Annotated in this window: 24 protein-coding genes and 1 other annotated feature; of the genes, 18 read left to right on the top strand and 6 right to left on the bottom strand. The window is 46.4% G+C overall.

Going from position 1 to position 24,801, the window contains the following annotated elements; genetic code table 11:
* Positions 1-146: 146 nt before the first annotated feature.
* The 14 genes from J6600_RS14050 (at position 147) to J6600_RS13985 (ending at position 13,798) form a co-directional block, all read left to right on the top strand.
* A complete protein-coding gene (locus J6600_RS14050; RefSeq protein ID WP_003152272.1) occupies positions 147-419 on the top strand; it encodes a YtzC family protein in 273 nt (90 codons plus the stop codon).
* Between the two features lie 347 nt (positions 420-766).
* A complete protein-coding gene (ytrA, locus tag J6600_RS14045; protein WP_014418691.1) occupies positions 767-1,159 on the top strand; it encodes a GntR family transcriptional regulator YtrA in 393 nt (130 codons plus the stop codon).
* Positions 1,152-2,030, top strand: a complete 879-nt coding sequence (locus tag J6600_RS14040; RefSeq protein ID WP_003152276.1) for an ABC transporter ATP-binding protein — start codon at positions 1,152-1,154, stop codon at positions 2,028-2,030. Before ytrA ends, J6600_RS14040 begins: the two co-directional genes overlap by 8 nt.
* Positions 2,024-3,010 carry an ABC transporter permease subunit gene (locus J6600_RS14035; RefSeq protein WP_209387519.1) on the top strand — a complete coding sequence of 329 codons (987 nt, stop codon included), beginning with the start codon at positions 2,024-2,026 and terminating at the stop codon, positions 3,008-3,010. Before J6600_RS14040 ends, J6600_RS14035 begins: the two co-directional genes overlap by 7 nt.
* A 15-nt stretch (positions 3,011-3,025) precedes the next feature.
* Positions 3,026-4,012 carry an ABC transporter permease gene (locus tag J6600_RS14030; RefSeq protein ID WP_115940727.1) on the top strand — a complete coding sequence of 329 codons (987 nt, stop codon included), beginning with the start codon at positions 3,026-3,028 and terminating at the stop codon, positions 4,010-4,012.
* A 36-nt stretch (positions 4,013-4,048) separates the two neighbouring features.
* Entirely contained in the window at positions 4,049-5,029 is a 981-nt protein-coding gene (locus J6600_RS14025) for an ABC transporter permease (RefSeq protein ID WP_209387518.1), read from the top strand.
* 15 nt (positions 5,030-5,044) lie between these two features.
* Positions 5,045-5,740 carry an ABC transporter ATP-binding protein gene (locus J6600_RS14020; RefSeq protein WP_007408816.1) on the top strand — a complete coding sequence of 232 codons (696 nt, stop codon included), beginning with the start codon at positions 5,045-5,047 and terminating at the stop codon, positions 5,738-5,740.
* On the top strand, positions 5,730-7,040 hold the full coding sequence (locus J6600_RS14015) for an ABC transporter permease (RefSeq protein ID WP_021494489.1): 1,311 nt from the start codon (positions 5,730-5,732) through the stop codon (positions 7,038-7,040). Before J6600_RS14020 ends, J6600_RS14015 begins: the two co-directional genes overlap by 11 nt.
* A gap of 63 nt (positions 7,041-7,103) precedes the next feature.
* Positions 7,104-7,799, top strand: a complete 696-nt coding sequence (locus tag J6600_RS14010) for a response regulator transcription factor (RefSeq protein ID WP_014418686.1) — start codon at positions 7,104-7,106, stop codon at positions 7,797-7,799.
* Positions 7,792-8,796: a sensor histidine kinase gene (locus J6600_RS14005; RefSeq protein WP_053284956.1), complete on the top strand. Its 1,005-nt coding sequence runs from the start codon at positions 7,792-7,794 to the stop codon at positions 8,794-8,796. The genes J6600_RS14010 and J6600_RS14005 overlap by 8 nt, the downstream gene beginning before the upstream one ends.
* A gap of 102 nt (positions 8,797-8,898) precedes the next feature.
* Positions 8,899-9,654 carry an ABC transporter ATP-binding protein gene (locus J6600_RS14000; protein ID WP_007408812.1) on the top strand — a complete coding sequence of 252 codons (756 nt, stop codon included), beginning with the start codon at positions 8,899-8,901 and terminating at the stop codon, positions 9,652-9,654.
* Positions 9,651-11,591, top strand: coding sequence for an FtsX-like permease family protein (locus J6600_RS13995; protein WP_209387517.1), 1,941 nt, complete (start codon positions 9,651-9,653; stop codon positions 11,589-11,591). Before J6600_RS14000 ends, J6600_RS13995 begins: the two co-directional genes overlap by 4 nt.
* Before the next feature lie 107 nt (positions 11,592-11,698).
* Positions 11,699-12,418 (top strand): YwaF family protein, encoded by a 720-nt coding sequence (locus J6600_RS13990; RefSeq protein ID WP_014418682.1) that lies wholly within the window; start codon positions 11,699-11,701, stop codon positions 12,416-12,418.
* Positions 12,419-12,613: 195 nt separating this feature from the next.
* Positions 12,614-13,798 carry an MDR family MFS transporter gene (locus J6600_RS13985; RefSeq protein ID WP_022553639.1) on the top strand — a complete coding sequence of 395 codons (1,185 nt, stop codon included), beginning with the start codon at positions 12,614-12,616 and terminating at the stop codon, positions 13,796-13,798.
* Positions 13,799-13,839: 41 nt separating this feature from the next.
* On the opposite strand, the gene ytvA is transcribed toward J6600_RS13985, so the two are convergent.
* Positions 13,840-14,625, bottom strand: a complete 786-nt coding sequence (ytvA, locus tag J6600_RS13980; protein ID WP_025649747.1) for a YtvA family blue-light photoreceptor — start codon at positions 14,623-14,625, stop codon at positions 13,840-13,842.
* Positions 14,626-15,013: 388 nt separating this feature from the next.
* Here ytvA and J6600_RS13975 point away from each other — a divergent pair, with 388 nt between their 5' ends.
* The 4 genes from J6600_RS13975 (at position 15,014) to J6600_RS13960 (ending at position 19,176) form a co-directional block, all read left to right on the top strand.
* Positions 15,014-15,349: a DUF4257 domain-containing protein gene (locus J6600_RS13975; protein WP_015418038.1), complete on the top strand. Its 336-nt coding sequence runs from the start codon at positions 15,014-15,016 to the stop codon at positions 15,347-15,349.
* A 102-nt stretch (positions 15,350-15,451) separates the two neighbouring features.
* Positions 15,452-15,665: a binding site (T-box leader), on the top strand.
* Between the two features lie 108 nt (positions 15,666-15,773).
* Positions 15,774-18,188, top strand: a complete 2,415-nt coding sequence (gene leuS, locus J6600_RS13970) for a leucine--tRNA ligase (protein ID WP_209387516.1) — start codon at positions 15,774-15,776, stop codon at positions 18,186-18,188.
* A 116-nt stretch (positions 18,189-18,304) separates the two neighbouring features.
* Complete coding sequence (locus tag J6600_RS13965; RefSeq protein WP_021494484.1) at positions 18,305-18,616, top strand: rhodanese-like domain-containing protein; 312 nt, start codon at positions 18,305-18,307, stop codon at positions 18,614-18,616.
* 83 nt (positions 18,617-18,699) lie between these two features.
* Positions 18,700-19,176, top strand: coding sequence for a GNAT family N-acetyltransferase (locus J6600_RS13960; protein ID WP_014418678.1), 477 nt, complete (start codon positions 18,700-18,702; stop codon positions 19,174-19,176).
* Positions 19,177-19,212: 36 nt separating this feature from the next.
* On the opposite strand, the gene melA is transcribed toward J6600_RS13960, so the two are convergent.
* The 5 genes from melA to J6600_RS13935 are packed head-to-tail and all read right to left on the bottom strand — an operon-like array spanning position 19,213 to position 24,607.
* Entirely contained in the window at positions 19,213-20,511 is a 1,299-nt protein-coding gene (gene melA / locus J6600_RS13955) for an alpha-galactosidase MelA (RefSeq protein WP_021494482.1), read from the bottom strand.
* Between the two features lie 22 nt (positions 20,512-20,533).
* Positions 20,534-21,355 carry a carbohydrate ABC transporter permease gene (locus tag J6600_RS13950; protein WP_014418676.1) on the bottom strand — a complete coding sequence of 274 codons (822 nt, stop codon included), beginning with the start codon at positions 21,353-21,355 and terminating at the stop codon, positions 20,534-20,536.
* On the bottom strand, positions 21,352-22,266 hold the full coding sequence (locus tag J6600_RS13945) for a carbohydrate ABC transporter permease (protein WP_095272666.1): 915 nt from the start codon (positions 22,264-22,266) through the stop codon (positions 21,352-21,354). The genes J6600_RS13950 and J6600_RS13945 overlap by 4 nt, the downstream gene beginning before the upstream one ends.
* Positions 22,263-23,540 carry an ABC transporter substrate-binding protein gene (locus tag J6600_RS13940; protein ID WP_007408801.1) on the bottom strand — a complete coding sequence of 426 codons (1,278 nt, stop codon included), beginning with the start codon at positions 23,538-23,540 and terminating at the stop codon, positions 22,263-22,265. Before J6600_RS13940 ends, J6600_RS13945 begins: the two co-directional genes overlap by 4 nt.
* A gap of 41 nt (positions 23,541-23,581) precedes the next feature.
* Complete coding sequence (locus tag J6600_RS13935; protein WP_038459551.1) at positions 23,582-24,607, bottom strand: LacI family DNA-binding transcriptional regulator; 1,026 nt, start codon at positions 24,605-24,607, stop codon at positions 23,582-23,584.
* Between the last annotated feature and the right edge of the window lie 194 nt (positions 24,608-24,801).

The raw sequence follows: 24,801 nt of genomic DNA, 5'->3' as shown, positions 1-24,801 counted from the left end.
GTTCATTCTGTCTTGATTAAATTATACATTTAATCGTATTTTATACCGTTTCTGTCTTGTGTATGAATTACCTGATATTTCTTGTGAGAATTTATTTGGAATAAGAAATACTATTGATATGACATTATCAATAGGAGGACTGTTTAATGGCAACAAGACAATCAGTAGATGAACATCTCCAAAGAAGCGAACAGGCGTATGAATTTGCGAATGAGCAATTTATGACCGCTTCGAAACAAGAGCATTATAATGATAATGAGTACAGTGAAGCGCAAATGATGCTTGAAAACGCGGTGAATGAATTAAACAAGCTGTCATTATCTGCGAATGATCAGCAAAGAGAGCAGCTTTACCGAATGAGATTGCAGCTGCAGACCTTGCAAAACAATATGATTTTGCAGCGTAATTTTGATTACTGACCGCGCCGTTTCAAATGGTTCAGCAAACCTGCCGGAATCCCGGCGGGTTTTTTTGTATTTCTTTTAAAAAAGAATTGACAATAGGCCTGAGTGTGTTTATTGTATTACGTGTACTACTTGATGTAATACACATAAAACACTCAAAAAATGAAATCGACATATAAATGTTAAGCATAGGGAAGGGGAACTTTCATGAAAAACAAAAGATCCGTAAAACAAGATGTGCCTCTTATTATCGCCGCCTCGGTTTTGGCCAGCAGTCTGTTTGCCGTTCTTGTCGTCATCGGATTTCAATGGCAGAACATTTAAAGAAAGAGAGCAGCTCGTAAAAGAAAGAAGGGAAGTAAATGATTCAAATCGATCCGAGAAGCTCAACTCCGATTTATGAGCAGATCATACAGCAACTGAAAGAGCTTTGTTTAAAAGGGATCATGAAGCCGGGGGATAAACTTCCTTCTGTCAGGGAATTGGCAACGATCATTATCGCCAATCCGAACACAGTCAGCAAAGCGTACAAGGAGCTCGAACGCGATGGTGTCATTGAAACGCTGAGGGGAAGAGGAACGTATATATCGGAGAATGCAAAAACGACATTGGTTGAAGGGAAGATGACGATGATAAAAGAGCAATTGAAACAGCTCATCATCGATGCCCATTACGCGGGAGTTGAGCTGGAGAAGCTGCAGGAATGGATAAAGGAAATCAGCGCTGATCTGAAAGGAGGCAAGGATCATGATTGAATTGCGGAATCTCTCAAAAACAATAGACGGTAAAGAAGTGCTCAAGGATATTTCGCTCACCATCGGAAAAGGGGAAATTTTCGGGCTGCTCGGGCGAAACGGATCAGGGAAAACAACGCTGCTCCGGCTCATTCAGCAGATTCTGCTGCCGGATCAAGGGACGGTTTTATTTAATCAGGTGGAAATAAAGCGGCATCCGAAAGTAAAACAGAACATCATTTATATGCCTGTTGAAAATCCTTTTTATGACAAGTATACATATAAACAGCTTGTTGCGATTGTAAGCAGAATCTATCCGAATTTTGATGTGACTTACGCCAATGAGCTGATGAACAGGTACGGCATTCCAGAAACGAAGAAATACCGTGAATTATCGACAGGCCTGAAAAAACAGCTTGCGCTCGTCCTTGCCTTTGCTTCACGTCCGGCTCTTATCCTTTTGGATGAACCGACGGACGGAATTGACGCCGTAACGCGTCATGACGTGCTTCAGCTTATGGTGGATGAAGTGGCTGAACGGGAAACGAGCATTCTGATTACCTCACACCGTTTAGAAGATATTGAGCGAATGTGCAACCGGATCGGGTTTTTGGAAGGAAATCAGCTGACGAATGTGATGGACTTGGATGATATGAAGGAAGAGTACATGAAAATCCAAATGGCATTTGAAGAGGACGTCGCCTTGAAGATCAGAGAACAAAACATACCGATTCTCGACCATGCCGGTGTGTTTTATACGGTGCTGATTCAAAAGAACGATGAAAAGAAAAAGAACTTTCTGCAAGAGCTGCAGCCGAAAGTATGGAACGAACTTCCTGTGAACTTAGAAGAAGTCTTCATCGCGAAGTTTGGAGGGAACCGGAGATGGTAGGCAGGGGATTGCTGTACAGAGAATGGGTGCAGAATCGAACTGTTCTTGTGATGGTCGGCATTTTTTTAGCGGCGGTCAATCCATTTGAAGTGTTAAATACCTATCTGGTCTATCAGGGCTGTCTGGATACCCACGGAGCATATTGTAAGTTTTATGTGAATTCTTTGGATAGCGGAATGCTGAACTTGAACTGGGCGCCCGCTGTCATTTTGGCGGTTTGCTTATTCGGACTGGAGCGTACGAAAGGAACGATTGATGCGCTGTTCAGTCTGCCTTATTCCCGCGCTCAGGTGTTTCACACTAAATTTTGGCTCGGGGCGGCGCTCATTACCGGCGCTCAGGTGATCGGCTACGGGCTGGCTGAGCTGCTCATTCTTCTGTTAAAGCCTGAGCGCGTATATTTCTTTCACCATTACAGCGTCGGAGAGATTATTGTGAGTGTTTTGGCTTTTACATTGGTTGCGAGCGCAGGCTGCTTAACGGGCAATACGTTCGCCCAGCTGTTAACGGCGTTTACTGTGTCGATATCACCATACTTGATCATTACGTTGCCATTGTCCAATGTAGAAGTCATCTTCGGAGCCGGCATGTATGAGCTGATGCCGTCAGTCGATGCTTATATCAAAGTATACAATTTTTTTCAATATCTGAATCCAATAACGTACGGTGATACCGATTGGGTATCTGCCAGCAAGTATATATTAATCATTCCGGCAGTGATGAGCATTGTATTTTATGCCATCGGGTACTTTTGCTATGTCAGGCAGCCGGTGGAACGGAACGGCCGTTTTTTTCTCTGGAGACAGCTTGACCGGCCCATTCAGATTGTGGTGATCATAATCGCCGTTCTCGGTTTTGGCCTGGCGGGGTACTCGACGGGACATACGATGACAGGGTATGTGGCCGGGATGCTGGTCGGAGGAGCGATCGGATTTTTGGTCAGTTACTTTGCCATATTTAAAAAAACGAAGCATGTATAAGAAAGGAGGGCCGGAATGATACCGCGGGGATTGTTGTACACAGAATGGAAGAAAAATCAGTGGTTGTTTTTATGCAGCGGCATTCTTTTAATGGCGGCAAACCCTTTTATGGTTTATAACAACTACTCAACATATCAAGAATGTTTGAATAACCCAGCTCTTCAAGATTGTGAATTCGTTGTCAATTATACGAATGGGTCGCCTCTTTCCTTCAGCTGGATTGTGAGTGTCATCATTGCCGTCTTCTTATTAGGCTTGGAACGGACAAAGGGAACGATGGATGCTTTGTTAAGCATGCCTTACAGCAGAGGCCAAATCTTTCAGACTAAATTCTGGCTCGGCGGGGCAGTCATTGTTGTTCCTCAGGCGATAGGCTATGGAGCGGCGTCATTGCTGATATCTTTACTGAAACCGAGCCATACGTACGATTTTGATCATTTTTCAATCGGAATGATTGTCATCAGTTTTATGGCTTACGCCTTGTTAATGGCATCCGGCGCATTAACGGGACAGATATTCGCCCAGTTGTTAACGGCGTTTACCGTAACGGTTCTGCCCTTTTTACTCATCGGTCTGCCGGCCGCGAATTTGGAGGTTGTTTTCGATTTTAGTGTGGGAGATCAATTTTCTTTTATCAGCAGTTATATCGAATCCCGTCTTTTTATATTCGTAACCCCTATTGGATATGTGTTGAACGACTGGATCAGAGAAAGAGATTTGGTTTTAATCATTCCGATTGTGATGAGCCTAGTCTTTTATCTGATCGGTTACGTCAGCTTTCTGAAACATCCGAATGAGCGGAACGGCAGATTCTTTCTTTGGAGAAAATTGGACCGGCCGGTGCAGATCTTGGTGATTGCCTTTGCCGTTATGGGTTTCGGCGTTTTCGGATATGGGGTCACAGACACGATGTTCGGCTATTTAGCCGGCATTATCTTCGGCGCGATTATCGGGTTTTTCATCAGTTATTTTACGGTTTACAGGAAGTCAAAGCATATGTAGATCTGTTTGAAAATGAGCAGTTTGGAGGAAGGCAAGGTGCCGATTAGCGGTTTGCTTTATAAAGAATGGAAGCAGCGGCAGACGCTGCTGCTTCTTACATCGGGGTTCTTAGCTATTTTAGGCCCTTTGGCAATTATAAATGAGTATTTTCACTATAAGGATTGTTTAAGTGCGCTTCATCAATATTCAGGTTCAGTTTGTACGTTCAGCATTGATTACAGCAATCAAAATTTGATTGGGCTGCATTTCATTCCTCCGGTTATGATAGGGCTTTTTCTGATAAGAGCAGGCCGGGCTGAAAGGATGTTTACACTGAGTCTTCCGTATTCGAGAAGCCGGATATTTCATACGAAGTTTTTCTTGGGAGCAGCCGTGTTAGCCGGCTCGCAGTTTGTTTCTTACGGAGTATCTGACATATTGTTTCTAGCGCTTAAACCTGACGCTGTCCATCATTTTCAATCATTCAGCGCAGGGATGCTGGTTATCAGCTTGATGATTTATGCATTAGTGACAGCTGCCGGCACGATAACGGGCAATTTAGCGGCGCATCTGATCACGGCGTTCACGGTTTCCGTCTTTCCGATCGTGGTTATGACGATTTACCTGTTAAACGCTGAGTTCCTTTTTGGCAGGCAGGCAGTGCCGGATATTGATTTCCCTTGGAGCGGATTTCTGATCTATTTCATGCCTGCCGCTTACATCCATACATCATGGATGTATTACATGAAACACGCATTGTTAATCTCCGCATTAATGGGATTTTGTTTCTATCTATTCGGCTATGCGAATTTCCTGAAAATGCCGAGTGAACGAAGCGGACATTTTATCCTAAGCAAACACATTGAACGCATCATTCAAGTGCTCGTCATGGTGCTCAGTATGCTGGGAAGTGCGGGGGTATGCGGATATGCTTATAACGGTTCGTATACCGGTTACATATTCGGCATGCTTATCGGCGCGGTGATCGGGTTTTTCATCAGTTATTACTTCATCTATAAAAAAACGAAACAGATATAAGGGGGAGTGGTGTACGTGATAGAAGTACAGCATATTGATCATTCATTTAAAATCGGCAGGAAAGGCAGAGAGAGTGAGGTTCCGGTATTGAAGGATGTCTCTTTGACCGTTGAAAAAGGGGAAATCGCCTGTATCGTCGGGCGGAGCGGTTCCGGAAAATCAACGCTTCTGAATTTAATTTCCGGATACATAGCGCCGACGAAGGGCCGTATCGTCATTAACGGCACTGATGTGACGGGCTTCAGTGAAAAAGAGTGGGCGCAGTTCCGCCTCGGGCATTTCGGTTTTATTTTTCAAAGTTTTCAGCTCATTCCGAGTCTGACAACCTATGAAAATGTTGAAATGCCGCTTGCCTTAAAAGGCGTCAAACCGTCTGAACGCAAGCAAAAAGTCGCGGACATGCTGAAACGGGTCGGACTTGAGAATCATGCGAATCATTATCCGAATGAGCTGTCAGGCGGCCAGCAGCAGCGTGTCAGTATCGCAAGAGCCCTGATTTTAAATCCGTCGATTATTTTAGCTGATGAGCCGACGGGAAGCCTCGATTCAGAAACGGAGCTTGAGGTGCTTGCGTTAATTCAGCAGCTGAACCGGGAGCGCGGGATTACATTTGTCATCATTACGCATGACGATGAAGTCGCTTCAATCGCGCATTCAAAATTCCAGCTGCATGACGGTGTATTAAAAGGGGGCGTTACTGTTGAGATTTAAGGATCAGATTCACTTTATCAGAAGAAATATGAAGAAAAACCGGCTGCGTGTTTTCATGACGGTGCTGGCAACGACAATGGCGTGCGCGTTTTTGGTCGTGCTGGCGTCCGTCGGATTCGGCATCCAAAAAACGATTACAGACATTACGATGAGCCAGCAGATTGTTACGGAAATCAATGTGCTCGGCCAAGAGAACGGAAAAGCCGTGAAGAAATCAGACTTGGAAAAGTATAAAAATGTCAAGTCTGTCGTTGAAAGAACACAAGTGTATGAACCGAATAAAGCGTCGTTAGGAAACCGAACAAATGAAGATTCAGCCATTGTGCTGACAAACATGAACGATGAAGTCAAAGCCAATATGGAGCTTGATCAGGGAAGGGTCGCCCGTACAGAGAATGAAATCGTGGTCGGCTATGATTTTGCGAAGAACCTATTGACGAAAAAAGAGGCTGACGCTTACGACAAAGAGTTAAAGGATCACCAAGGCGACATGTCGGAGGTGAAAAAACCAAAAGGCTATACGAAAGACCTGCTTAATAAAACGATACAGCTGAGCATCTCCAAAACAAACAAAGACGGAGACGTTGAGAAAACGAAAACGTACGACTTTAAAGTAGTCGGAATTACAAAAAAACCGTCCCAAGATTGGATAGAGGATACAAATATTTTTGTGAGTGATCAATTCAAGAAGGACTTCTCAACATTCTTGGATCTGAAGAATGGAAATGTGGAAAAAAACATCAATGTGTATGCGGACAAATTCGAACATGTCGATCAGCTTACCCATGACCTCACGGATGACGGCTTTTATGTCAGATCTGTCACAACCGAGCTGAAGGGCGTCAATACCTTTTTCCTCGTCTTTAAAATCGGCCTGATCTTTGTCGGCTTTATCGCCGTCGTGATTTCTGCCATCGGTATTTTCAATACGATGACGATGGCGGTTACGGAACGAACGCAGGAAATCGGGATTATGAAAGCGATCGGCGCAAGCCCGTCCATCATCCGCAGAATGTTCCTGATGGAAAGCGCCTATATCGGGATATTAGGTTCTGTCATCGGGATTATCATTTCTTACGGAGTGAGTTTTGCCGTCAATCTGGCTGTGCCGGTTATCTTGAAAGCGGTAGGGGGAAACACCGGAGCTGAAGATCTTCATTATACCTTCTCCTATATCCCGCTCAGCCTCGTTGTGATCGCAGTTGTCATTTGTGCGGGGGTCGCGGTGATTTCCGGTATGAATCCGGCCCGCAAAGCGACAAAAACCAATGTTCTGACTGCATTAAGAAGAGAACTGTAAAGGAAAAAAGCCGGCTGAACATCAGCCGGTTTTTCCTCTATCTATCAGAAAAGGGCGGATACCATGTTTCACATTTTGTTAATAGAAGATGATAACACTTTGTTTCACGAGATGAAAGAGAGATTAACGGGCTGGTCATTTGCGGTGCACGGAATAAAAGATTTCAGCCGTGTCATCCGGGAGTTTTCCGAAATTAAGCCTGATTTGGTGATCATTGATGTACAGCTGCCGAAATTTGACGGCTTTCATTGGTGCAGAATGATACGCTCCCAATCAAACGTGCCGATTCTCTTTTTGTCCTCGCGCGATCATCCCGCGGATATGGTCATGTCGATGCAGCTCGGGGCAGATGATTTTATTCAGAAGCCTTTTCACTTTGATGTGTTAATCGCGAAAATACAGGCGGTGTTCCGCCGTGTGCATCAATACGGCACAGAACCGGCGCTGATGAAAAGATGGTGCGGGGCGGTCATTGACACAGAAACCAACACGGTCAGCCGTAAAAACGGTTCGGTCGAGCTGACCAAAAACGAAATGCTGATCTTAAAACTGCTGGCTGAGCAGAAAAATAAAATCGTCAGCCGGGAAGAACTCATCAGAAGCCTATGGAATGATGAGCGTTTCGTCAGTGATAATACGCTGACGGTGAATGTCAACCGGCTGCGGAAAAAACTCGATCAATTAGGCATCGGGAAAATGATTGAAACCAAGGTGGGGCAGGGATACATCGCAAAGGAAGAAGACGGTCTTTATGATTAAATCATTTCTGCTCGAAAGAAAAAGCTGGATCGCGATGTTTCTTTTGCAGCAGGCTGTGCTCCTTTTTGCGGCATATATTGATCCGTCTATTCCGTTTTTTTCGGTGCTGTATTTCGTTTACCTGTCGCTTCTTGTGTTTCTTGTATTTCTCTTGTTCCGCTATCGTAAAGAGACCGCCTATTATAAAAGCTTAAGAGAATGGGACGCCAATTTAGACATGTCTTATCTTAAAGCGCCTGACAGTCCGTTTGAGTCTATCGTTGAAGAAAGCATTGAAGGGCAGACGGAGCAGTTAAGAAAAAGCTCCCTTCATCTTCAGGCGGCGTCAGAGCATGAAAAGGACGATCTGATGTCATGGATTCACGAGGTCAAAACACCGCTGACAGCGATGCATCTCATGATCGAGCGCCTTGATGAACAGCAGCTGAAAGCCCCTTTGCTGTATGAATGGCTGCGGATTCACCATCTCCTGGACCAGCAGCTTCATCAGAAACGATTGTCCTTTATTGAAAATGATTTATCATTCCAGCGAATTCAGCTCAGACCGCTCGTTTTCAAAGAAATTAAAAATCTGCAATCATGGTGTATACAAAAAGGGATCGGGTTTGACATTCAGCTTGATTCACCAGACGTTCACAGTGACGGAAAATGGCTTTCCTTCATCATCAGGCAGCTGTTAAGCAATGCCGTCAAATACAGTGAAGCGGATGACATTACCGTAAAAAGCTATGAACAAAACGGCCGGGTGCATGTGGATATCGAAGACCGCGGCATCGGCATCGAGCCCAAAGATCTTCCGCGCATTTTTGAAAAGGGATTTACCTCGACGCGAATGAGGCGTGATCACGCGTCAACGGGGATGGGCCTGTATTTGGCTCGAAAAGCCGCGGCTCCGCTTCTTATCCGGATCAGCGTGCGCTCTGAGCCGGAAAGCGGCACGGTTTTTACCTTGGTGTTTCCGAAACAGAACGATGCCGTCAGCATGTTCAGCGTGTGACAAAAGTGTCACATGCTTTTCTCTTTTGTTCGCTTAATCAAACGAAAAAAACGGTTTCTGTTTTTAAAATAAAGATAACCAATGTAAAAGGAGAATCATAACGTGATGATTTTAGAAGCAGGCAATATACAAAAAAGCTACGGAAACAAGCTGAATAAACAAGAGGTGCTGAAAGGAATTGATCTTCAGATTCACAAAGGGGAATTCGTCAGCATTATGGGCCCGTCGGGATCAGGGAAAACGACCCTTTTGAATGTGCTTTCCTCCATTGATAAAGTGAGCGCGGGCACCATTAAACTGAATGAGACGGAGATTACATCCATGAAAGAAAAACAGCTTGCCGAATTCAGAAAACGGCATCTCGGCTTTATTTTTCAGGATTATAATTTATTGGACACGCTGACCGTGAAAGAAAACATACTCCTGCCGTTATCCATTACGAAAATGTCTAAGAAAGAGGCAGACCTGCGATTTGCCGAGACGGCAGAGGAGCTTGGGATCTATGATTTGCGACATAAGTATCCGAGTGAAATTTCCGGCGGGCAAAAACAGCGGACGTCTGCCGCAAGAGCTGTTATTCACGAACCGGGCATTATTTTTGCTGATGAGCCGACCGGAGCGCTCGATTCAAAGGCTGCCATGGATTTACTGAATAAACTCAGCCGCCTGAATCAAAAACGCCGCGCCACCATTGTGATGGTGACGCATGATCCGGTTGCCGCCAGTTATTCCGGACGTGTGGTTTTCATTAAAGACGGCCGTGTGTATACACAGCTGAATAAAGGCGGTCAGGACAGACCGGACTTTTTTCAGGATATTATGAAAACGCAAAGTGTATTGGGCGGGGTTCAGGCATGAGTATTCATCATTTGATCTTCCAGAACCTGAAAAAGAATATGAAAAACTATTACCTTTACGTTTTTGCGCTGGTGTTCAGCGCCGCCCTTTATTTCGCGTTTGTCACGATGCAATACGATCCGGCGCTTGATGAAATGAAAAGCTCCTTAAAAGGGGCGGCGGCAATCCGGGCCGCCTCTGTACTGCTTGTGGCGATCGTGTCGGTATTTCTTTTATACGCCAACACCATCTTTATTAAACGGCGCGGCCGGGAAATCGGCTTATTCCGATTAATCGGCATGACGAAAATGCACATTTTCCGCATACTCAGCACAGAAAATTTCATTTTGTATTTCGGATCGATTTGGATCGGTATTTTTGCCGGCTTTTCTCTTTCGAAATTATGTATGATGATGCTGTTTCATACAGTCGGTGTGAAAGCCTCTGTCTCACTGTTTTTTTCAAGCAAGGCGCTCGTTCAGACGTTAATTGTGTTCGGGGCAATTTACCTGCTGATTATGATGATGAATTACTTATTTATTAAACGGCAAAGCATTTTGTCTTTATTTAAAACCGCGTCATCGTCAGAAAGCGGCATAAGACGGCTTTCTTGGGTGCAGATGGCGATCGGCGTTGTCGGTATTGCGGCCATTATCGCCGGCTATGCCGTGTCCGCGGATTTATTCGGAGGCAGTTTTACGAGCATGAATGAACTGTTTTCGGCCATGGTGTTTATTCTCGGCTCGGTCATTATCGGAACCTATCTGTTTTATAAAGGTTCGGTCAGCTTTCTGGCAAATCTCATCCGGAAATCAAAAGGCGGGTATCTGAATGTCAGTGAAGTGCTGTCTTTGTCATCCATCATGTTCCGGATGAAGTCAAACGCCGTCCTGCTGACGATTATTACGACTCTTTCGGCGCTGGCAATCGGTTTGCTGTCTTTAAGCTATATCTCGTACTATTCCGCGGAAAAATCGGCTGAGCAAAATACAGCCGCGGACTTTGCGTTTGATAACCAAAAGGAGACTGACTCATTTACCGCTTTATTGAAGAAAAACGGAATTGAACACAAAGTGAAAACAATCAAGACCATTCAAGCCGGTGTCAATATGAAGAACATCATAAACGGCGATATGAAAAGCTTTCAACAAGACCCGTCCAGCTTGGCGCTGCCGATTATAAGCGAGAAAGACGCAGAAGGGACGGAGCTTTCTGACGGAGAAGCCGTGTTTACCGGATATAATGATATGATGAAAAGATTTCTCGACCTGAAAACGTCAGGTTCCATTGATATAAACGGCAAAACGGATAAAATACCGCTGGCGTATAAGGGCTTGAAGAACGACTTCCTCCTGTCATATACATTTACAAGCGGAGGGCTGCCGACCGTTATCGTCACGCAGCAGGTATTTGATCGGATCGAGAAAGATATCGACCCGTCCATCCAGGGAAAATCAAATCGGTTTTTCGGCATTACACTCAAACGTGAAGAGGACATCCAAAAAGCTGATGGTCTGTTTCAGGCGCAGCACTATTCAGACGGCGCGCTTTCGCAATTTGAAACGGCTGACACCCAAAAGAAAAACATGGGGCTGATCATGTTTATTGTCGGCTTTTTGGGGTTAACCTTTCTGATCACCTCAGGCTGTATCCTTTATTTTAAACAAATGGGCGAGTGTGAGGATGAGAAGGCTGATTACACGATATTGCGGAAGCTCGGCTTCACAACGGGGGATCTGCTGAAAGGCATCCGCCGGAAGCAGGCGTATCATTTCGGGATTCCGCTCGTTCTCGGGCTGTTCCACAGCTATTTTGCCGTTCAGTCAGGATGGTTTTTATTCGGAACGGAAGTGTGGACGCCGATGATCATCGTCATGGCGCTGTATACGCTGCTGTACTCCATCTTCGGCATGCTGTCGGTGCTTTATTATAAAAAGGTTATTCAATCCGCATTGTAAAACAAGTTGAGGAGCCTCCGCATAAGCGGAGGCTTTTTTTGTATGAATAGAAGAAAGCGATTTTTAAAAGAATAGACATACGTCATTATCTCGCGCGGGGGAGCCTTATGCAGAAGTATTTTCAATTGAAATCTGAAACAGGAGCCTTTCATCTTTTTTCCAAGGAACACATTTTCACGCTGTTGATCATCGGATTGCTGGGGACGGGCGTGATCGTATTCCGGAAAAAGCTCAACCAGAGGCGGCCGAATCGCGTTTTCCGCTATGTGCTGTTCATTCTCCTTGCCGTGTCGCAGATCAGCTATCATATATGGCTGCTTTGTCATCATGCCTGGTCGCTGAAAACAGCTCTGCCGCTGCAGCTGAGCGACCTTTCCGTCTATTTGGCGATGCTGATGGTCATGACAAAAAGCGAAAAACTGTTCGCCTTCCTCTATTTTGCCGGTTTGGGCAGCGCCGTACAGGCGATGGCAACACCTGATTTAGGGGCGTATTCTTTCCCGCATTTTCGGTACATCGTGTTTTTCGTCTCCCACGGCTGTGTTTTTCTTACCTGTCTATTCATGGCTGCTTCAGAAAGGTACAGGCCGTCGGCGCGCGGGCTGTGGGTATCGGTGCTGATCGTAAATCTGTACGGGGCGTGTGTCTTTTTTATTGATCGTGTGCTGAATGCAAATTACCTATATTTAATGAAAAAACCGAAGACCGCTTCGCTTCTGAACGTTTTCGGACCTTGGCCGTGGTATCTTCTATCAATGGAAGCGGCGGTGATATTGAGCTTTTTCATTCTGTATATTCCGTTTTGGCTGCTGAGGAAAAGAGCATAAGGCCGGCCTGTTTTTGTGAATCCAATCATTTGTAATTTTTTCAACATTCCGGCATTATTTTTTTCAGATTCTGATGTTGAAAAAAGACGTCCGCGGCGATAGAATGAATGTGCTATGATAACGTGTTCGATACGGAGCCGCGGCTTGCGGTTTCCGTTTTTTCATGGGGTTTTTTATAGAGAGAGGGGGATCGGTATGCCGCGCGCTTTGAAGATATTAATCATCGGAATGTTTATCAATGTGACGGGCGCATCTTTTTTGTGGCCGCTGAATACGATCTATATTCATAATCATTTAGGGAAATCGCTGACTGTTGCGGGGATTGTTCTGATGCTGAATTCCGGTGCCAGTGTGGCGGGGAATTTATGCGGCGGATTTTTGTTTGATAAAATCGGCGGATTCAAATCCATTATGCTCGGCATTATGATCACATTGGCAAGTCTTCTCGGACTCGTTCTGTTTCACCAATGGCCCGTTTATATTTGGCTGCTCATCATTGTCGGCTTCGGTTCCGGTATCGTGTTTCCGGCCAGTTACGCCATGGCGGGAGCGGTATGGAAAGAAGGCGGGCGGAGAGCTTTTAATGCGATTTATGTAGCTCAGAACGCAGGTGTCGCCGTGGGCTCGGCACTCGGCGGGATGGTTGCGGCGTACTCGTTTACGTACGTGTTTTTAGCCAATGCTATGCTGTATGTGCTGTTTTTCCTTATCGTATTTTTCGGGTTTCGAAATATCAAAACCGGAAATGCGAGCCAGGTTTCTGTCCTGGACTACGAGCCTGTCAGCAGCAGAACGAAATTTACGGCGCTTCTCATATTGAGCGGCGGGTATGTTCTCGGGTGGATTGCCTATTCTCAGTGGTCCACAACCGTTGCGTCACATACTCAAAGCATCGGTATGCCGCTTTCATTATACAGTGTGCTCTGGACCGTAAACGGAATATTAATTGTCGCCGGACAGCCTCTCATAGGAGTTGTTTTGAAAAAATGGTCCGGTGCGTTAAAAACGCAGATGGTCATCGGCTTTTGTATTTTTATCGTCTCGTTCGGCGTGCTTCTCAGCGCCAAGCAATTTCCGATGTACCTCACCGCAATGGTGATTTTAACCGTCGGAGAAATGCTTGTCTGGCCTGCCGTGCCTACCATTGCCAATCAGCTTGCGCCTAAGGGGAAAGAAGGGTTTTACCAAGGATTCGTCAACAGTGCGGCGACGGGCGGCAGAATGATCGGGCCGCTTCTTGGCGGCGTGCTGGTTGATCAGTACGGCATGAGCGTGCTGCTGTTGATCCTGATGGTGCTTCTTGTTGTCAGCATCGCAGCGACGGTGCTGTACGACAAACGCTTGAAAACCGTTAATAAACAAAACGTCCAAGTGCGATGACGACATAAAAAAATCCCGCTGTTTCGGCGGGATTTTTTTGTTTATACGACCGGAAGCACGTTGACCGCGTCCTTAACGTTTAAATATGTCTTTAATGAAGAAAAGCTGGCATCAAGCTGATTCATTCTCATGGCGAGGGAAGGCTTGATCCCGGTGATAATCAATTCCGTGCCGATTAATTTAAGCAGGTGGTGCAATTTGAAAATCCGGTCTGCGGTCTGTTCGTTTACCTCGGCCAGACCTGATAAGTCTATAATTAAGTAATCATCTTTAGATGCGGTTAATATGTCCGTCAAAGTTGTCACGATTGAATCAAATCGTTCTTCCGTTAAGTTTCCCACTAACGGCAAAGCGGAGATGCCGTTTCGGATCGGAACAATCGGCGTTGACAGTGTCGTGATTTCTGCGAGGGAATCCTCAAGGAGCTTTTCGTATTCTTTCTGCTCTGTGATGTCTTTTTGAAAACCGACAAAATAGAGCTTGTCTTCAACATACAGAGGATCAATGTTGAGTTCATTCCAAAATGGGGTGCCGTCTTTTTTGACATTTTTCAGCCGCACCGTGATCTTTTCTTTCTGGTTTAAGCTCTTTCTTATTTTCGCGACTTGTTGTCGGTCGGTTTCTTTGCTTTGCAGAAATCTGCAGTTCTTACCTAATATCTCTTCGGAAGAGTAGCCTGTCATATCCATAAATCCCTGATTTGTATATATGATGGGATTGTCCTCAAGAGAGGGGTCTGTAATCACCACGCCGATACGTGCGTGATCAAGCGCCTTTTTGATAAGCTCCAGCTGCTCCGGTTTTCCGAATACATTTGAGTCAGCCATGTAAAACCCCCTTTTGGCCGTAAAGCTGCGCGCTTTTTCAGCCATTGTTTCTCCCCTTTTTAAATGAATCTACAGTAACCGTAGCATAACATATGTTCTGATTCAAGCAGCCGAAGTTTGCAATTTGTCATTCGGGCTTGTCCTCATATACACTGAATATATAAGGGGAAGGCACATCATCGCTAAGTAAGTGACTAGGTCATTGTCACTGGGTGAAAAATGAATCTAATGCATCAAGCTTACCGATCATGTGTTCACATATAATGGAAGAAACAAGCTTTTTACTTTCCTGCTCAATCGCCGGTATGTAGATATCGAAAATCATCGTATTCGTAAGGGGGCTGGATGGCCTGAAGTCGCTTTACTAAATAAGGGCTTTAGGAAGGTGATGAAGATGCTGCATCAGGTAATAATTGCTTGTGTAATTGGAGGAATCATGGGGGTTCTCGGTCATGTGAAAAAGAGAGGCAGGCTGGAGAAACCCAGAATGACAAAGCGGTTTATCTATCTCGGTTTTTTGGAAGATGGTTTTATCGGAATGGCTGCTTCCATCTTACTTGTCTTATCCGCTGACCCCGATTCAGGAATTCAACTCGTCATCTTATCCATAATCGCAGGCTACGGCGGAGAAGCTGTTCTCAGGAGCTTTGATTTTGTCAGAGAACAAAACAGTGATTCGGCCGAAGCAAAACCACACCAGCAAAAAAATCCTCCATCAAAATAATATCCCCGCTCACGACCCGTTCCGGGTACATTCCCATTGTATACAAACCTGCTTGCACTTATGAACAGAATTCTATAAAATACAGGTAAGATTACGGTAGCGATAAGAACAGTGAAGAGGAGCAGTAAGAAGCAGATTTTGCAATCAGAGAGTTGACGGCCGGTGCAAGTCAATCAAGTCTGTTTCCGAACTCGCCTCAGAGTTGCAGCGGCAAAACCGCTGACGCATAACTGCGTTAAAAGTATCAAGTGAGTGCGGCTTAAAAGCGCGCTAACGAGGGTGGTACCGCGGGAAACAAAAATCTCTCGTCCCTTTTTGGGATGAGGGAGTTTTTTTAGTTTTAGAATAATCTGAATATAGTCTTCCTCATCCCGTCAATACTTGGACTACATACGCCGTATTCAATCAGAAGGAGGTTTTTACGTTGAGTTTTCAGCACGAAAAAATAGAAAAGAAATGGCAGAATTACTGGTTGGATCATAAAACGTTCGCCGTCAGTGAAGAGAATGACAAGCCGAAGTTTTACGCGCTTGACATGTTCCCGTATCCTTCAGGAGCCGGCCTTCATGTCGGACATCCGGAAGGCTATACGGCAACCGATATCCTTTCGCGCATGAGACGCATGCAAGGATACAATGTGCTTCATCCGATGGGATGGGACGCGTTCGGGCTTCCTGCCGAGCAATACGCGCTTGACACGGGGAATGATCCGGCTGAGTTCACAAAACAAAATATAGATAATTTCCGCCGCCAGATTCAATCGCTCGGATTTTCTTATGACTGGGATCGTGAAATCAATACGACTGATCCGGACTATTACAAGTGGACGCAATGGATCTTCACTAAGCTGTACGAAAAAGGGCTCGCTTACGTAGACGAAGTGCCGGTCAACTGGTGCCCGGCGCTCGGAACGGTGCTTGCGAACGAAGAAGTCATTGACGGCAAAAGCGAGCGGGGCGGCCATCCGGTTGAACGCCGCCCGATGAGACAATGGATGCTGAAAATCACCGCTTATGCGGACAGGCTCCTTGAAGATTTAGAAGAACTTGACTGGCCGGAAAGCATTAAAGACATGCAGCGCAACTGGATCGGACGCTCAGAAGGCGCAAACGTGCATTTCGCGATCGACGGCACTGATGACACGTTTACGGTGTTTACGACAAGACCGGACACGCTGTTCGGCGCGGCTTATGCCGTACTGGCTCCTGAGCATGAGCTTGTGGAGGCCATCACGACGCCTGAACAAAAAGAAGCGGTAGACGCTTATGTTAAAGAAGTTCAGGCGAAAAGTGACCTGGAACGGACGGATCTTGCGAAAACAAAAACGGGCGTCTTCACGGGCGCATATGCCGTAAACCCTGCAAACGGAGAAAAGCTGCCGATCTGGATAGCGGATTATGTCCTCGCCTCTTACGGAACGGGCGCTGTAATGGCCGTGCCGGCGCATGATGAACGTGATTTTGAATTCGCCAAAGTGTTCAGCCTGCCTGTCAAAGAAGTCGTAAAAGGCGGAAACACGGAAGAAGAAGCGTACACGGGAGACGGAGAGCATGTCAATTCCGGCTTTCTGAACGGACTGAATAAAGCGGAAGCGATTGAAAAAATGATCGCCTGGCTTGAAGAAACGAAAAACGGTGAGAAAAAAGTGACATACCGCCTGCGTGATTGGCTGTTCAGCCGCCAGCGCTATTGGGGCGAGCCGATTCCGGTTATTCATTGGGAAGACGGCACGTCAACAGCCGTTCCTGCGGAAGAGCTGCCGCTGATTCTGCCGAAAACCGATGAGATCAAACCGAGCGGAACAGGTGAATCACCGCTTGCCAACATTAAAGAGTGGGTGGAAGTCACTGATCCTGAAACGGGCAAAAAAGGCAGAAGAGAAACGAACACGATGCCGCAATGGGCGGGAAGCTGCTGGTATTTCCTCCGCTTTATCGACCCGAAAAATCCGGATCAGCTCGCTTCACCTGAGAAACTGGATAAATGGCTGCCCGTTGATATTTACATCGGAGGAGCGGAGCATGCCGTGCTTCACCTTCTGTACGCGCGTTTCTGGCATAAATTCCTCTACGATATCGGTGTCGTGCCGACGAAAGAACCGTTCCAAAAGCTGTATAACCAAGGAATGATTCTCGGGGAAAACAATGAAAAAATGAGTAAATCCCGCGGAAACGTCGTCAATCCGGATGAAATTGTGGCGTCTCACGGAGCAGATACGCTCCGCCTGTACGAAATGTTTATGGGGCCGCTTGACGCATCTATCGCCTGGTCTGAATCAGGTCTTGACGGAGCGCGCCGCTTCCTTGACCGCGTATGGCGTTTGTTTATCGAGGAAAACGGCGAGCTGACTGGCAAAGTGACAGAAGGCGCGGGCGAAACTCTTGAGCGCGTCTATCATGAAACGGTCATGAAAGTGACAGAAAACTTCGAAGCCCTTCGTTTTAACACGGGCATTTCTCAGCTGATGGTCTTCATTAATGAAGCTTACAAAGCGAATGAACTGCCGAGAGAATATATCGAAGGTTTTGTGAAGCTGCTTTCTCCTATTGCGCCGCATTTGGCGGAAGAACTGTGGGAAAAACTCGGCCACGAAGGTTCGATTGCATACGAGGCTTGGCCTGCTTATGACGAATCAAAACTGGTGGATGATGAAGTGGAAATCGTCGTCCAGCTGAACGGAAAAGTAAAAGCGAAATTAACGGTTCCGGCTGATGCTGATAAAGCAGCATTAGAACAGCTCGCACAAGCTGACGAAAAAGTAAAAGAGCAGCTTGAAGGAAAAACGATCCGAAAAATCATTGCCGTACCGGGCAAGCTTGTCAATATCGTGGCAAACTGACCGGGCGAAGCCCCTCTCCTACAGAGAGGGGCTTTTTTATCAGGCCTCTATCATAGAAATTGCACCGCGGGCTTTGGTATACTTAACACCATAAAGATGAATGGGAGTGTCACACATTGAAAATAAATGAAATCAGCACAGCCGTACTGGAAGAAAAATTAAAAGCGGGAGAAGAGCTGTATCTGATTGATGTCAGAGAAGACGAAGAAGTTGCCGAAGGAATGATTCCGCAGGCCGTTCACATCCGCATGGGGGACATCCCTGAGAAGATGGATGCGTTAGACAAGGACAAGGAGTATGTATTTATCTGCCGTTCCGGAAAAAGAAGCATGAACGTTTGTATGTATTTACATGAGCAGGGCTTCCGTACGGTTAATGTTGAAGGCGGCATGCTGGAGTGGGAAGGCGAAACAAAGCCGAAGAAATAACGCTTTGAAGTGGAAGAAGAAAAGGGACGTGCGTCTTTTTCTTCTTTTTTTATAAAAAACGGGAGGCGAATCAGGTGAAACCGATGATCCGCGCGATGAAAACAAACGATATCAAACAGGTCCGGCAAGTCGCAGAACGCAGCTGGCATCATACGTATGAAGGGATTATTCCCAGACACATTCAGGATCAGTTTCTCGAATCCGCCTATCAGGATGAGATGATGGAACGCCGGCTCTTGCATTCTCTGTTCTTTGTGGCAGAAGAAGAGGGGCGAGTGCTCGGTTTTGCAAATGTCACTCCGGTTCAAAAAGACGGAAATGCGGAGCTGACCGCCATCTATATTGACCCGGATTGCCAGGGAAGCGGGATAGGAACGGCACTCCTTAAAGAATGCATCAGGCAGTCCGGCGGGGTAAAAAAGCTTTATGTCCATGCAGAAAAAGAGAACCGCATCGCCTTGTCCTTTTATCAAGCGAAAGGGTTTCAATGGGTATGTGAATTTGAAGAAGACTTTAGGGGACACACCTTACAGACGGTCAAACTGGTGCTGAACATATAAAAGCGTCCGGCCCGCCCAGGGCCGGATCGCGAATGATCAGTGATAAGCCGGGAGCCGGTCTTTGTGCGCTTCAAATAAGTCATCGCACAAAGATATGATGTCATTCATGGAAAGCTCGGCGCTCGTATGCGGGTCAAGCATGGCCGCCTGATATACGGCTTCCTTTTTTAATGTAACGGCCGCTTCGATGGTTAAAAGCTGTGTGTTAATGTTTGTTCTGTTGAGCGCCGCGAGCTGCTCCGGAAGTTCGCCGGAATAGCACGGCATAATGTGGTTTTTGACGGCTGTGCAAGGCACTTCAACGACCGCTTTCGCGGGCAGATTCGGTATCAGTCCGGTATTCAGCACATTGCCGCCGAATGTGAACGGACGGCCCGTCTCCATCGCTTCTATAATTCTCGAACCGTATTCTTTTGAGCGTTCATGCGTCAGGTTTTGGTTGTTGATGATGCCGTCTCTCATCGTTTCCCAATTGTTGATTTGTTCCGCGCATCTCCTCGGATATTCATCAAGCGGAATTTGGAGTTCATCTATCAGCTCCGGATACCGGCTTTTTATAAAATACGGGTGATATTCGGCATTATGCTCAGATGATTCCGTTACGTAGCAGCCGAATTTATCCATCAGCTCAAACCGCACCATGTCCTTATGTTTCGTCTTTTGTTTTTCGCGTGCCCGTCTTTTAATTTCCGGATATAAATCAATTCCGTCCTTTTTAATCTCCAAAAGCCAAGCCATATGGTTGATGCCGGCAATGCGTTCTTCCGTACCTTCGTGATCCATGCCGAGTGAGTCAAACAGATCTTTGGTACATACCTGGACGCTGTGGCACAGGCCGACCGTTTTTACATTTGTATGTCTGAGCATCGCTCCGGTCAGAGAGGCCATCGGATTTGTATAGTTTAACAGCCACGCATCCGGGCAGACCTCTTCCATGTCTTTTGCGATGTCAAATAAAACGGGGATGGTGCGAAGGGAACGGAAAATGCCGCCTATTCCGACGGTATCGGCAATCGTCTGGCGGAGACCGTACCGCTTCGGGATGTCAAAGTCAATAACCGTCGCGGGTTTATAGCCTCCGACCTGAATGGCGTTTATCACATAGCCGGCGTGTTTCAGCGCCTGTTTTCGGTCATCGTAGGAGATGATGGATATACTCGTATTGTAGCGGTCTCTCATGTTTTCCAGCATGAGCTGGGATTCTTTCAGCCGTACAGCGTCAATATCATAAAGCGCGAATTCAAACCCGTTTAATGCTTCAGTCAGTAAGCAGTCCCCCAGTACATTTTTTGCGAAAATCGTGCTTCCCGCTCCGATAAACGTAATTTTCTTCAACAGAAATTCCTCCCTTTTCTTCTCAGCCTTTGACCGCCCCGGAGGACAGCCCTGAGATAAAATATTTTTGAAGCGCCAAAAACAATACGACCATCGGCAGCATCGCCATAATCGCGGCTGCGGCGACTAAGTGAAGATTGTTCGCGTTTTCGCCGAAGAATCCCGCCATGGCCACGGTCAATGTCTGCACCTGTTGATCTTGTAAAAAGAAAATCGCAAATTGGTAATCGTTCCAGATAAACACGCAGGAAATAATGCAGACCGTTGCGGTAATCGGTTTCAACAAAGGAAACACGATTGTATAAAAAGTCCTGATCAATCCCGCGCCGTCCATCCTGGCGGCTTCCTCAAGCTCTTTCGGAATGGAAGAGCGGATAAACCCTGAATATAAGAAAACGGTCAGCGGCATATATGCAGCCGTATTAATGAGAATGGCTGCGGCATGCGTATTGATCAGCCCCGCATCAGCGACCATCTTGTATAAAGGAACCATGGAAGTCAAAGGCGGGATGATCATGATTGAAATCAAAAGGCCGAAGACGATTTTGTTCAGCTTTGTATTTCTTCTTGCGAGCGGGTATGCGGCAAGCGAACCCATGAAAATTAACAAAGCGGCGGAAACGGCTGTAATGATGATCGTGTTCAGAAAGGATTGCCCGAGAGAGGCACGTTCCCATGCTTCACGAAAATTCTGAAATGAAAAGACGGATGGCAGCGACCATTTTGAACTGTAGTCTCCTTTTGCTTTTAATGACGTGGTCAGCAAAATATAAAAGGGGACAATATGAACGCACGAGATAACGGCTGCCAACAGCGTAAAAATCCGCATTCGGGCTGTTTTCATGACATTTCCGTCTCCTTTCGCTTGAAATACACGAGAGCCGAAAAGCTGATGACAAGAATAATGACGGACATAAATACTCCTTGGGCGGCGGCATATCCCGCATCCTGCCGTTTAAAATATAAATCATACATAAACGTCGACATCGATTGAGAGGAATTGCCCGGCCCGCCTGCGGTCAGCGCGAAAATGACATCAAACAGCTTCAGCCCGCCGATGATATTGATGACCATGTTGATGGTGACAGCCGGCATCAATAAAGGCAGGGTGATGGTGAAAAACGGCTGAAGACCTCCCGCGCCATCCATTTTTGCGGCTTCGTAATAATCTTTCGGAATGCTTTGCAGCCCCGCCAAATATACAATCATCGCAATGCCTGCGTATTGATACGTGTTAATCATGACGATAATCCACGGGTTTGCCGCAGGGCTTGCCAAGGCGTTGACAGGACCGATTCCCAGTGCGCCAAGTACATCATTCAGCGCACCCCCGTCATATGAGAAAATAAAATACCAAATATATCCCATAATCAGCGGACTGATAATGACGGGCAAGTAGACGATCGTTCTTGTGAGCGCCTTCATTTTTAAGCTCTGATTCAAAAGCAGCGCATATAAAAGTCCGAGCATATTCTGAAAAAAAGTGCTTCCGATGCCGTAAAGCAAAGTGTTTTTCACAACAAGCCACGTGTCCGGATCTGTAAAAAGCCTTTTATATTGAGTGGCCCCCACCCATTGATACGTCTGTGAGAAGCCGTTCCAGTTTGTAAATGTGATAAAAGCGCCTTTGACAAACGGAAAAATCATGAAAATAAAAACCGTGGCAAGAGCGGGAACGTACATCCACCACAGTGACGCGGGTTTTACCGGCTTTTGATGTTGAAATCCTTGGGTTTCTCTTGCAAGATCACTCATTCTTTTTCAGCTCCCCGTGAATCAGATTGAAGCCGGAGCCGCTTATATTCCCTGCCGAGTTTCGCTGAAATTTCAGCGGGGGTTAAGATATCGGCCATCAGCTCCTGCCCGGCTGTTCCCATCACATCCCACATTCCGTTCGGCAAATAAAGGCGGTCAAAATAAGGCTGCACCTTAATATGCTGATAGCGCTTATAGTCATTTGCGTAGAAAATGTCCGTTTGCACATTCACTAATCCGGCCGGAAGCGAGGTCGCTTCGGCAATTGATTTTGCATGCTCGGGTCGGGCCATAAATGCGATAAACTGTTTCGCTTCTTCAAGCCGCGGGGAATCCTTGAATGCCGCCAGCGTGTAACGTTCGCCTCCGATCCAAACCGGCGCGTCTCCCTTGTGGACGGCCGGGGTCGGTATGATGCCGACTTTTACCTTCGGATTGATTTGAGCGACGTCTTGGCCGAGGGTGCCGCCCTGCAGCGTAAAGGCGATTTTGTTTTGCGCCATCAGTTCAATAAGCTGGGATCGTTTTGCCGTCACGGCATCTATATTGAGCAGGTTTTCCTTTTGCATCTCTTTCAGTTTGTCAGATAAATAGGTGAAGTGTGTCCAGCGGAAGGTTCCGTTTAACAGCTGTTTTTTGTAACGGTGTGCGGGATCTGTGATGAGAAGCGGTGCGGCGAATTGATCGTAATATTGGGCAAATGAGCTTTTCTCATAGCCGGCAAACCAGAAGGGGGTGACTGTTCCGCCGCTTTTTTCTTTAATCTGTCTCAGTGCCTTCATAAAATCATCCATTGTTTCCGGCGGTTTGATTCCGTATTTTTCCAACAACGTGCGGTTGTAGGCCAGTCCGTCCTTTGCCTGATTCAGAGGGAAGGCGTATATTCTGCCTTTGGCGTCTTTGAGCATGCTGTTTAAATTCGGATCGAGCCGCTTCGTCCAAGACATCCCGCTGAGGTCGGCGGTATATTCTCCGTAGCGGATTTTGGCCCAGCCGTGTGTGTCGAAAAGATCGGGCATGTCACCGGCCGCCATTCTGACCCTCATCATATTTTCGTAGTCATTGCCTGGGAAATGAACGTTTACTTGAATGTCCGGATGTTCTTTTTGGAATGAATCAGCCAACTTTCTGAATACGGCGCGTTCGCTGTCTGAGGATATTGTGGAATAGACTGTCAATGTTTTCTGCTTTTCTCCGGCGCCGCTCTGTTCTGCCGAGCAGCCGGGAAGTATCATGCAAGTAAAAGAAAGAAACAAAGCCAGTAAGCGTTTCATCTTTTCCTCCTTTAAATATGATATAAACGCTGCGGGACACGTCACCTCCTTTCTTGTGAGCCGCAGCTTTGTCTGACAATCAATGAAGTGGGGAGCGTCACGGCCAGCGGGACGGTTCTGCCGTTTAAACGGTCGAGAAGCAATTTGACACCCGTCCGGCCCATCTCTTCCGTGTATACTTTTACCGTTGATAACGGCGTGCTGGCGTATTCTGCCTCATCAATTCCGTTGAAGCTGACAACCGCCGTATCGCGCGGGACTTGAAGGCCGGCTTCCTGCAAGGCTTTTAAAGCGCCGACAGCCATCGAATCACTTGCGATAAAAAAGGCATCGGGGAGACTTCCGCCTTTGATGGCTTCATTCATCAGCCGGAACCCTTCGTGCATGCTGTATTCGCCGATCAGTACATGCTCCGGCTCGGCGCCGGCCATTTGTAAGAAAGCGGTCAGACGCTTATCCTCAATCGTTTTATTGCTGTTTACGCCGTCTATGACGGTATGCTCCCGCTCCCGGCCGCCGATATAACCTAGCCGCTGATAACCGAGCGACAGAAGATGTTCTATCGCTTTCTGCGCTGCGGCATAAAAATCCACGCTGACGGAATCGTAGCGGGCGGGATCGGGTGTGCCGTTAACAAATACCGCGTGCCTGAAAGCGGCGCTGATATTCGTAAGCGCCTCGTCTTGCAGGCTGCCGATGACGATCACGCCGTCCAGTTCGTGAAACATATGCTCTTGAAAAGAACCGAGATGGATAGAAGATGTGATAAAAACTTTTTGCCGAAAGCATTCTTCCTCAATGCCTTTTCGGATCGCCGAAAAATAAGGATCCTGCCGTTCTTCTTCCGGTGACAGACAGCTGACAACGCCGATCAGGGGCGCTGAATCGCTGCGGCTGCGGTTCTTCCGTTTTTTTGCCGACGGCTGATAGCCCAGCTCATCAGCGATTCTCAGAACTTTTTCTCTTGTTTCATCAGTCACGGCCAAAGAGTCATCCTTATTCAAAATTCTCGATACTGTCGCGCTGGATACAGATGCCTGTAAGGCAATATCTTTGAGACGGACCATTTTGCATCTCCTTTTTACTAAATATTTACTAAACAGAAATGACCTGGTTATTGTTAAAATGATATTATCATACGTGAGTAAGCGTTTTCAACAACTATTTTTGGTTGCTTTTAGTAAAAAAACAGTAAAAAAGAAAATCTGTTTTTCTCTATCATATTTCAATTGAATCGGAATAAATTGATAGAGAAAGGAGA

Source organism: Bacillus sp. LJBV19 (assembly GCF_017797845.1).
In the GTDB taxonomy this organism is placed as follows: Bacteria; Bacillota; Bacilli; order Bacillales; family Bacillaceae; genus Bacillus; species Bacillus velezensis.
This window is presented reverse-complemented; position numbering and strand designations above follow the sequence as displayed.

What these genes read in the sequence shown, in the direction of transcription:
- J6600_RS14010 (WP_014418686.1), top strand. Translation starts at nt 7,104, where the DNA reads ATGTTTCACATTTTGTTAATAGAAGATGATAACACTTTGTTTCACGAG.
- J6600_RS14040 (WP_003152276.1), top strand. Translation starts at nt 1,152, where the DNA reads ATGATTGAATTGCGGAATCTCTCAAAAACAATAGACGGTAAAGAAGTG.
- J6600_RS13960 (WP_014418678.1), top strand. Translation starts at nt 18,700, where the DNA reads ATGATCCGCGCGATGAAAACAAACGATATCAAACAGGTCCGGCAAGTC.
- J6600_RS13935 (WP_038459551.1), bottom strand. Translation starts at nt 24,607, where the DNA reads ATGGTCCGTCTCAAAGATATTGCCTTACAGGCATCTGTATCCAGCGCG.
- ytrA (WP_014418691.1), top strand. Translation starts at nt 767, where the DNA reads ATGATTCAAATCGATCCGAGAAGCTCAACTCCGATTTATGAGCAGATC.
- J6600_RS13995 (WP_209387517.1), top strand. Translation starts at nt 9,651, where the DNA reads ATGAGTATTCATCATTTGATCTTCCAGAACCTGAAAAAGAATATGAAA.
- J6600_RS13945 (WP_095272666.1), bottom strand. Translation starts at nt 22,266, where the DNA reads ATGAGTGATCTTGCAAGAGAAACCCAAGGATTTCAACATCAAAAGCCG.
- J6600_RS13975 (WP_015418038.1), top strand. Translation starts at nt 15,014, where the DNA reads ATGAAGATGCTGCATCAGGTAATAATTGCTTGTGTAATTGGAGGAATC.
- J6600_RS14005 (WP_053284956.1), top strand. Translation starts at nt 7,792, where the DNA reads ATGATTAAATCATTTCTGCTCGAAAGAAAAAGCTGGATCGCGATGTTT.
- J6600_RS13950 (WP_014418676.1), bottom strand. Translation starts at nt 21,355, where the DNA reads ATGAAAACAGCCCGAATGCGGATTTTTACGCTGTTGGCAGCCGTTATC.
- J6600_RS14030 (WP_115940727.1), top strand. Translation starts at nt 3,026, where the DNA reads ATGATACCGCGGGGATTGTTGTACACAGAATGGAAGAAAAATCAGTGG.
- J6600_RS14050 (WP_003152272.1), top strand. Translation starts at nt 147, where the DNA reads ATGGCAACAAGACAATCAGTAGATGAACATCTCCAAAGAAGCGAACAG.
- J6600_RS13985 (WP_022553639.1), top strand. Translation starts at nt 12,614, where the DNA reads ATGCCGCGCGCTTTGAAGATATTAATCATCGGAATGTTTATCAATGTG.
- J6600_RS13940 (WP_007408801.1), bottom strand. Translation starts at nt 23,540, where the DNA reads ATGAAACGCTTACTGGCTTTGTTTCTTTCTTTTACTTGCATGATACTT.
- J6600_RS14035 (WP_209387519.1), top strand. Translation starts at nt 2,024, where the DNA reads ATGGTAGGCAGGGGATTGCTGTACAGAGAATGGGTGCAGAATCGAACT.
- ytvA (WP_025649747.1), bottom strand. Translation starts at nt 14,625, where the DNA reads ATGGCTGACTCAAATGTATTCGGAAAACCGGAGCAGCTGGAGCTTATC.
- J6600_RS13990 (WP_014418682.1), top strand. Translation starts at nt 11,699, where the DNA reads ATGCAGAAGTATTTTCAATTGAAATCTGAAACAGGAGCCTTTCATCTT.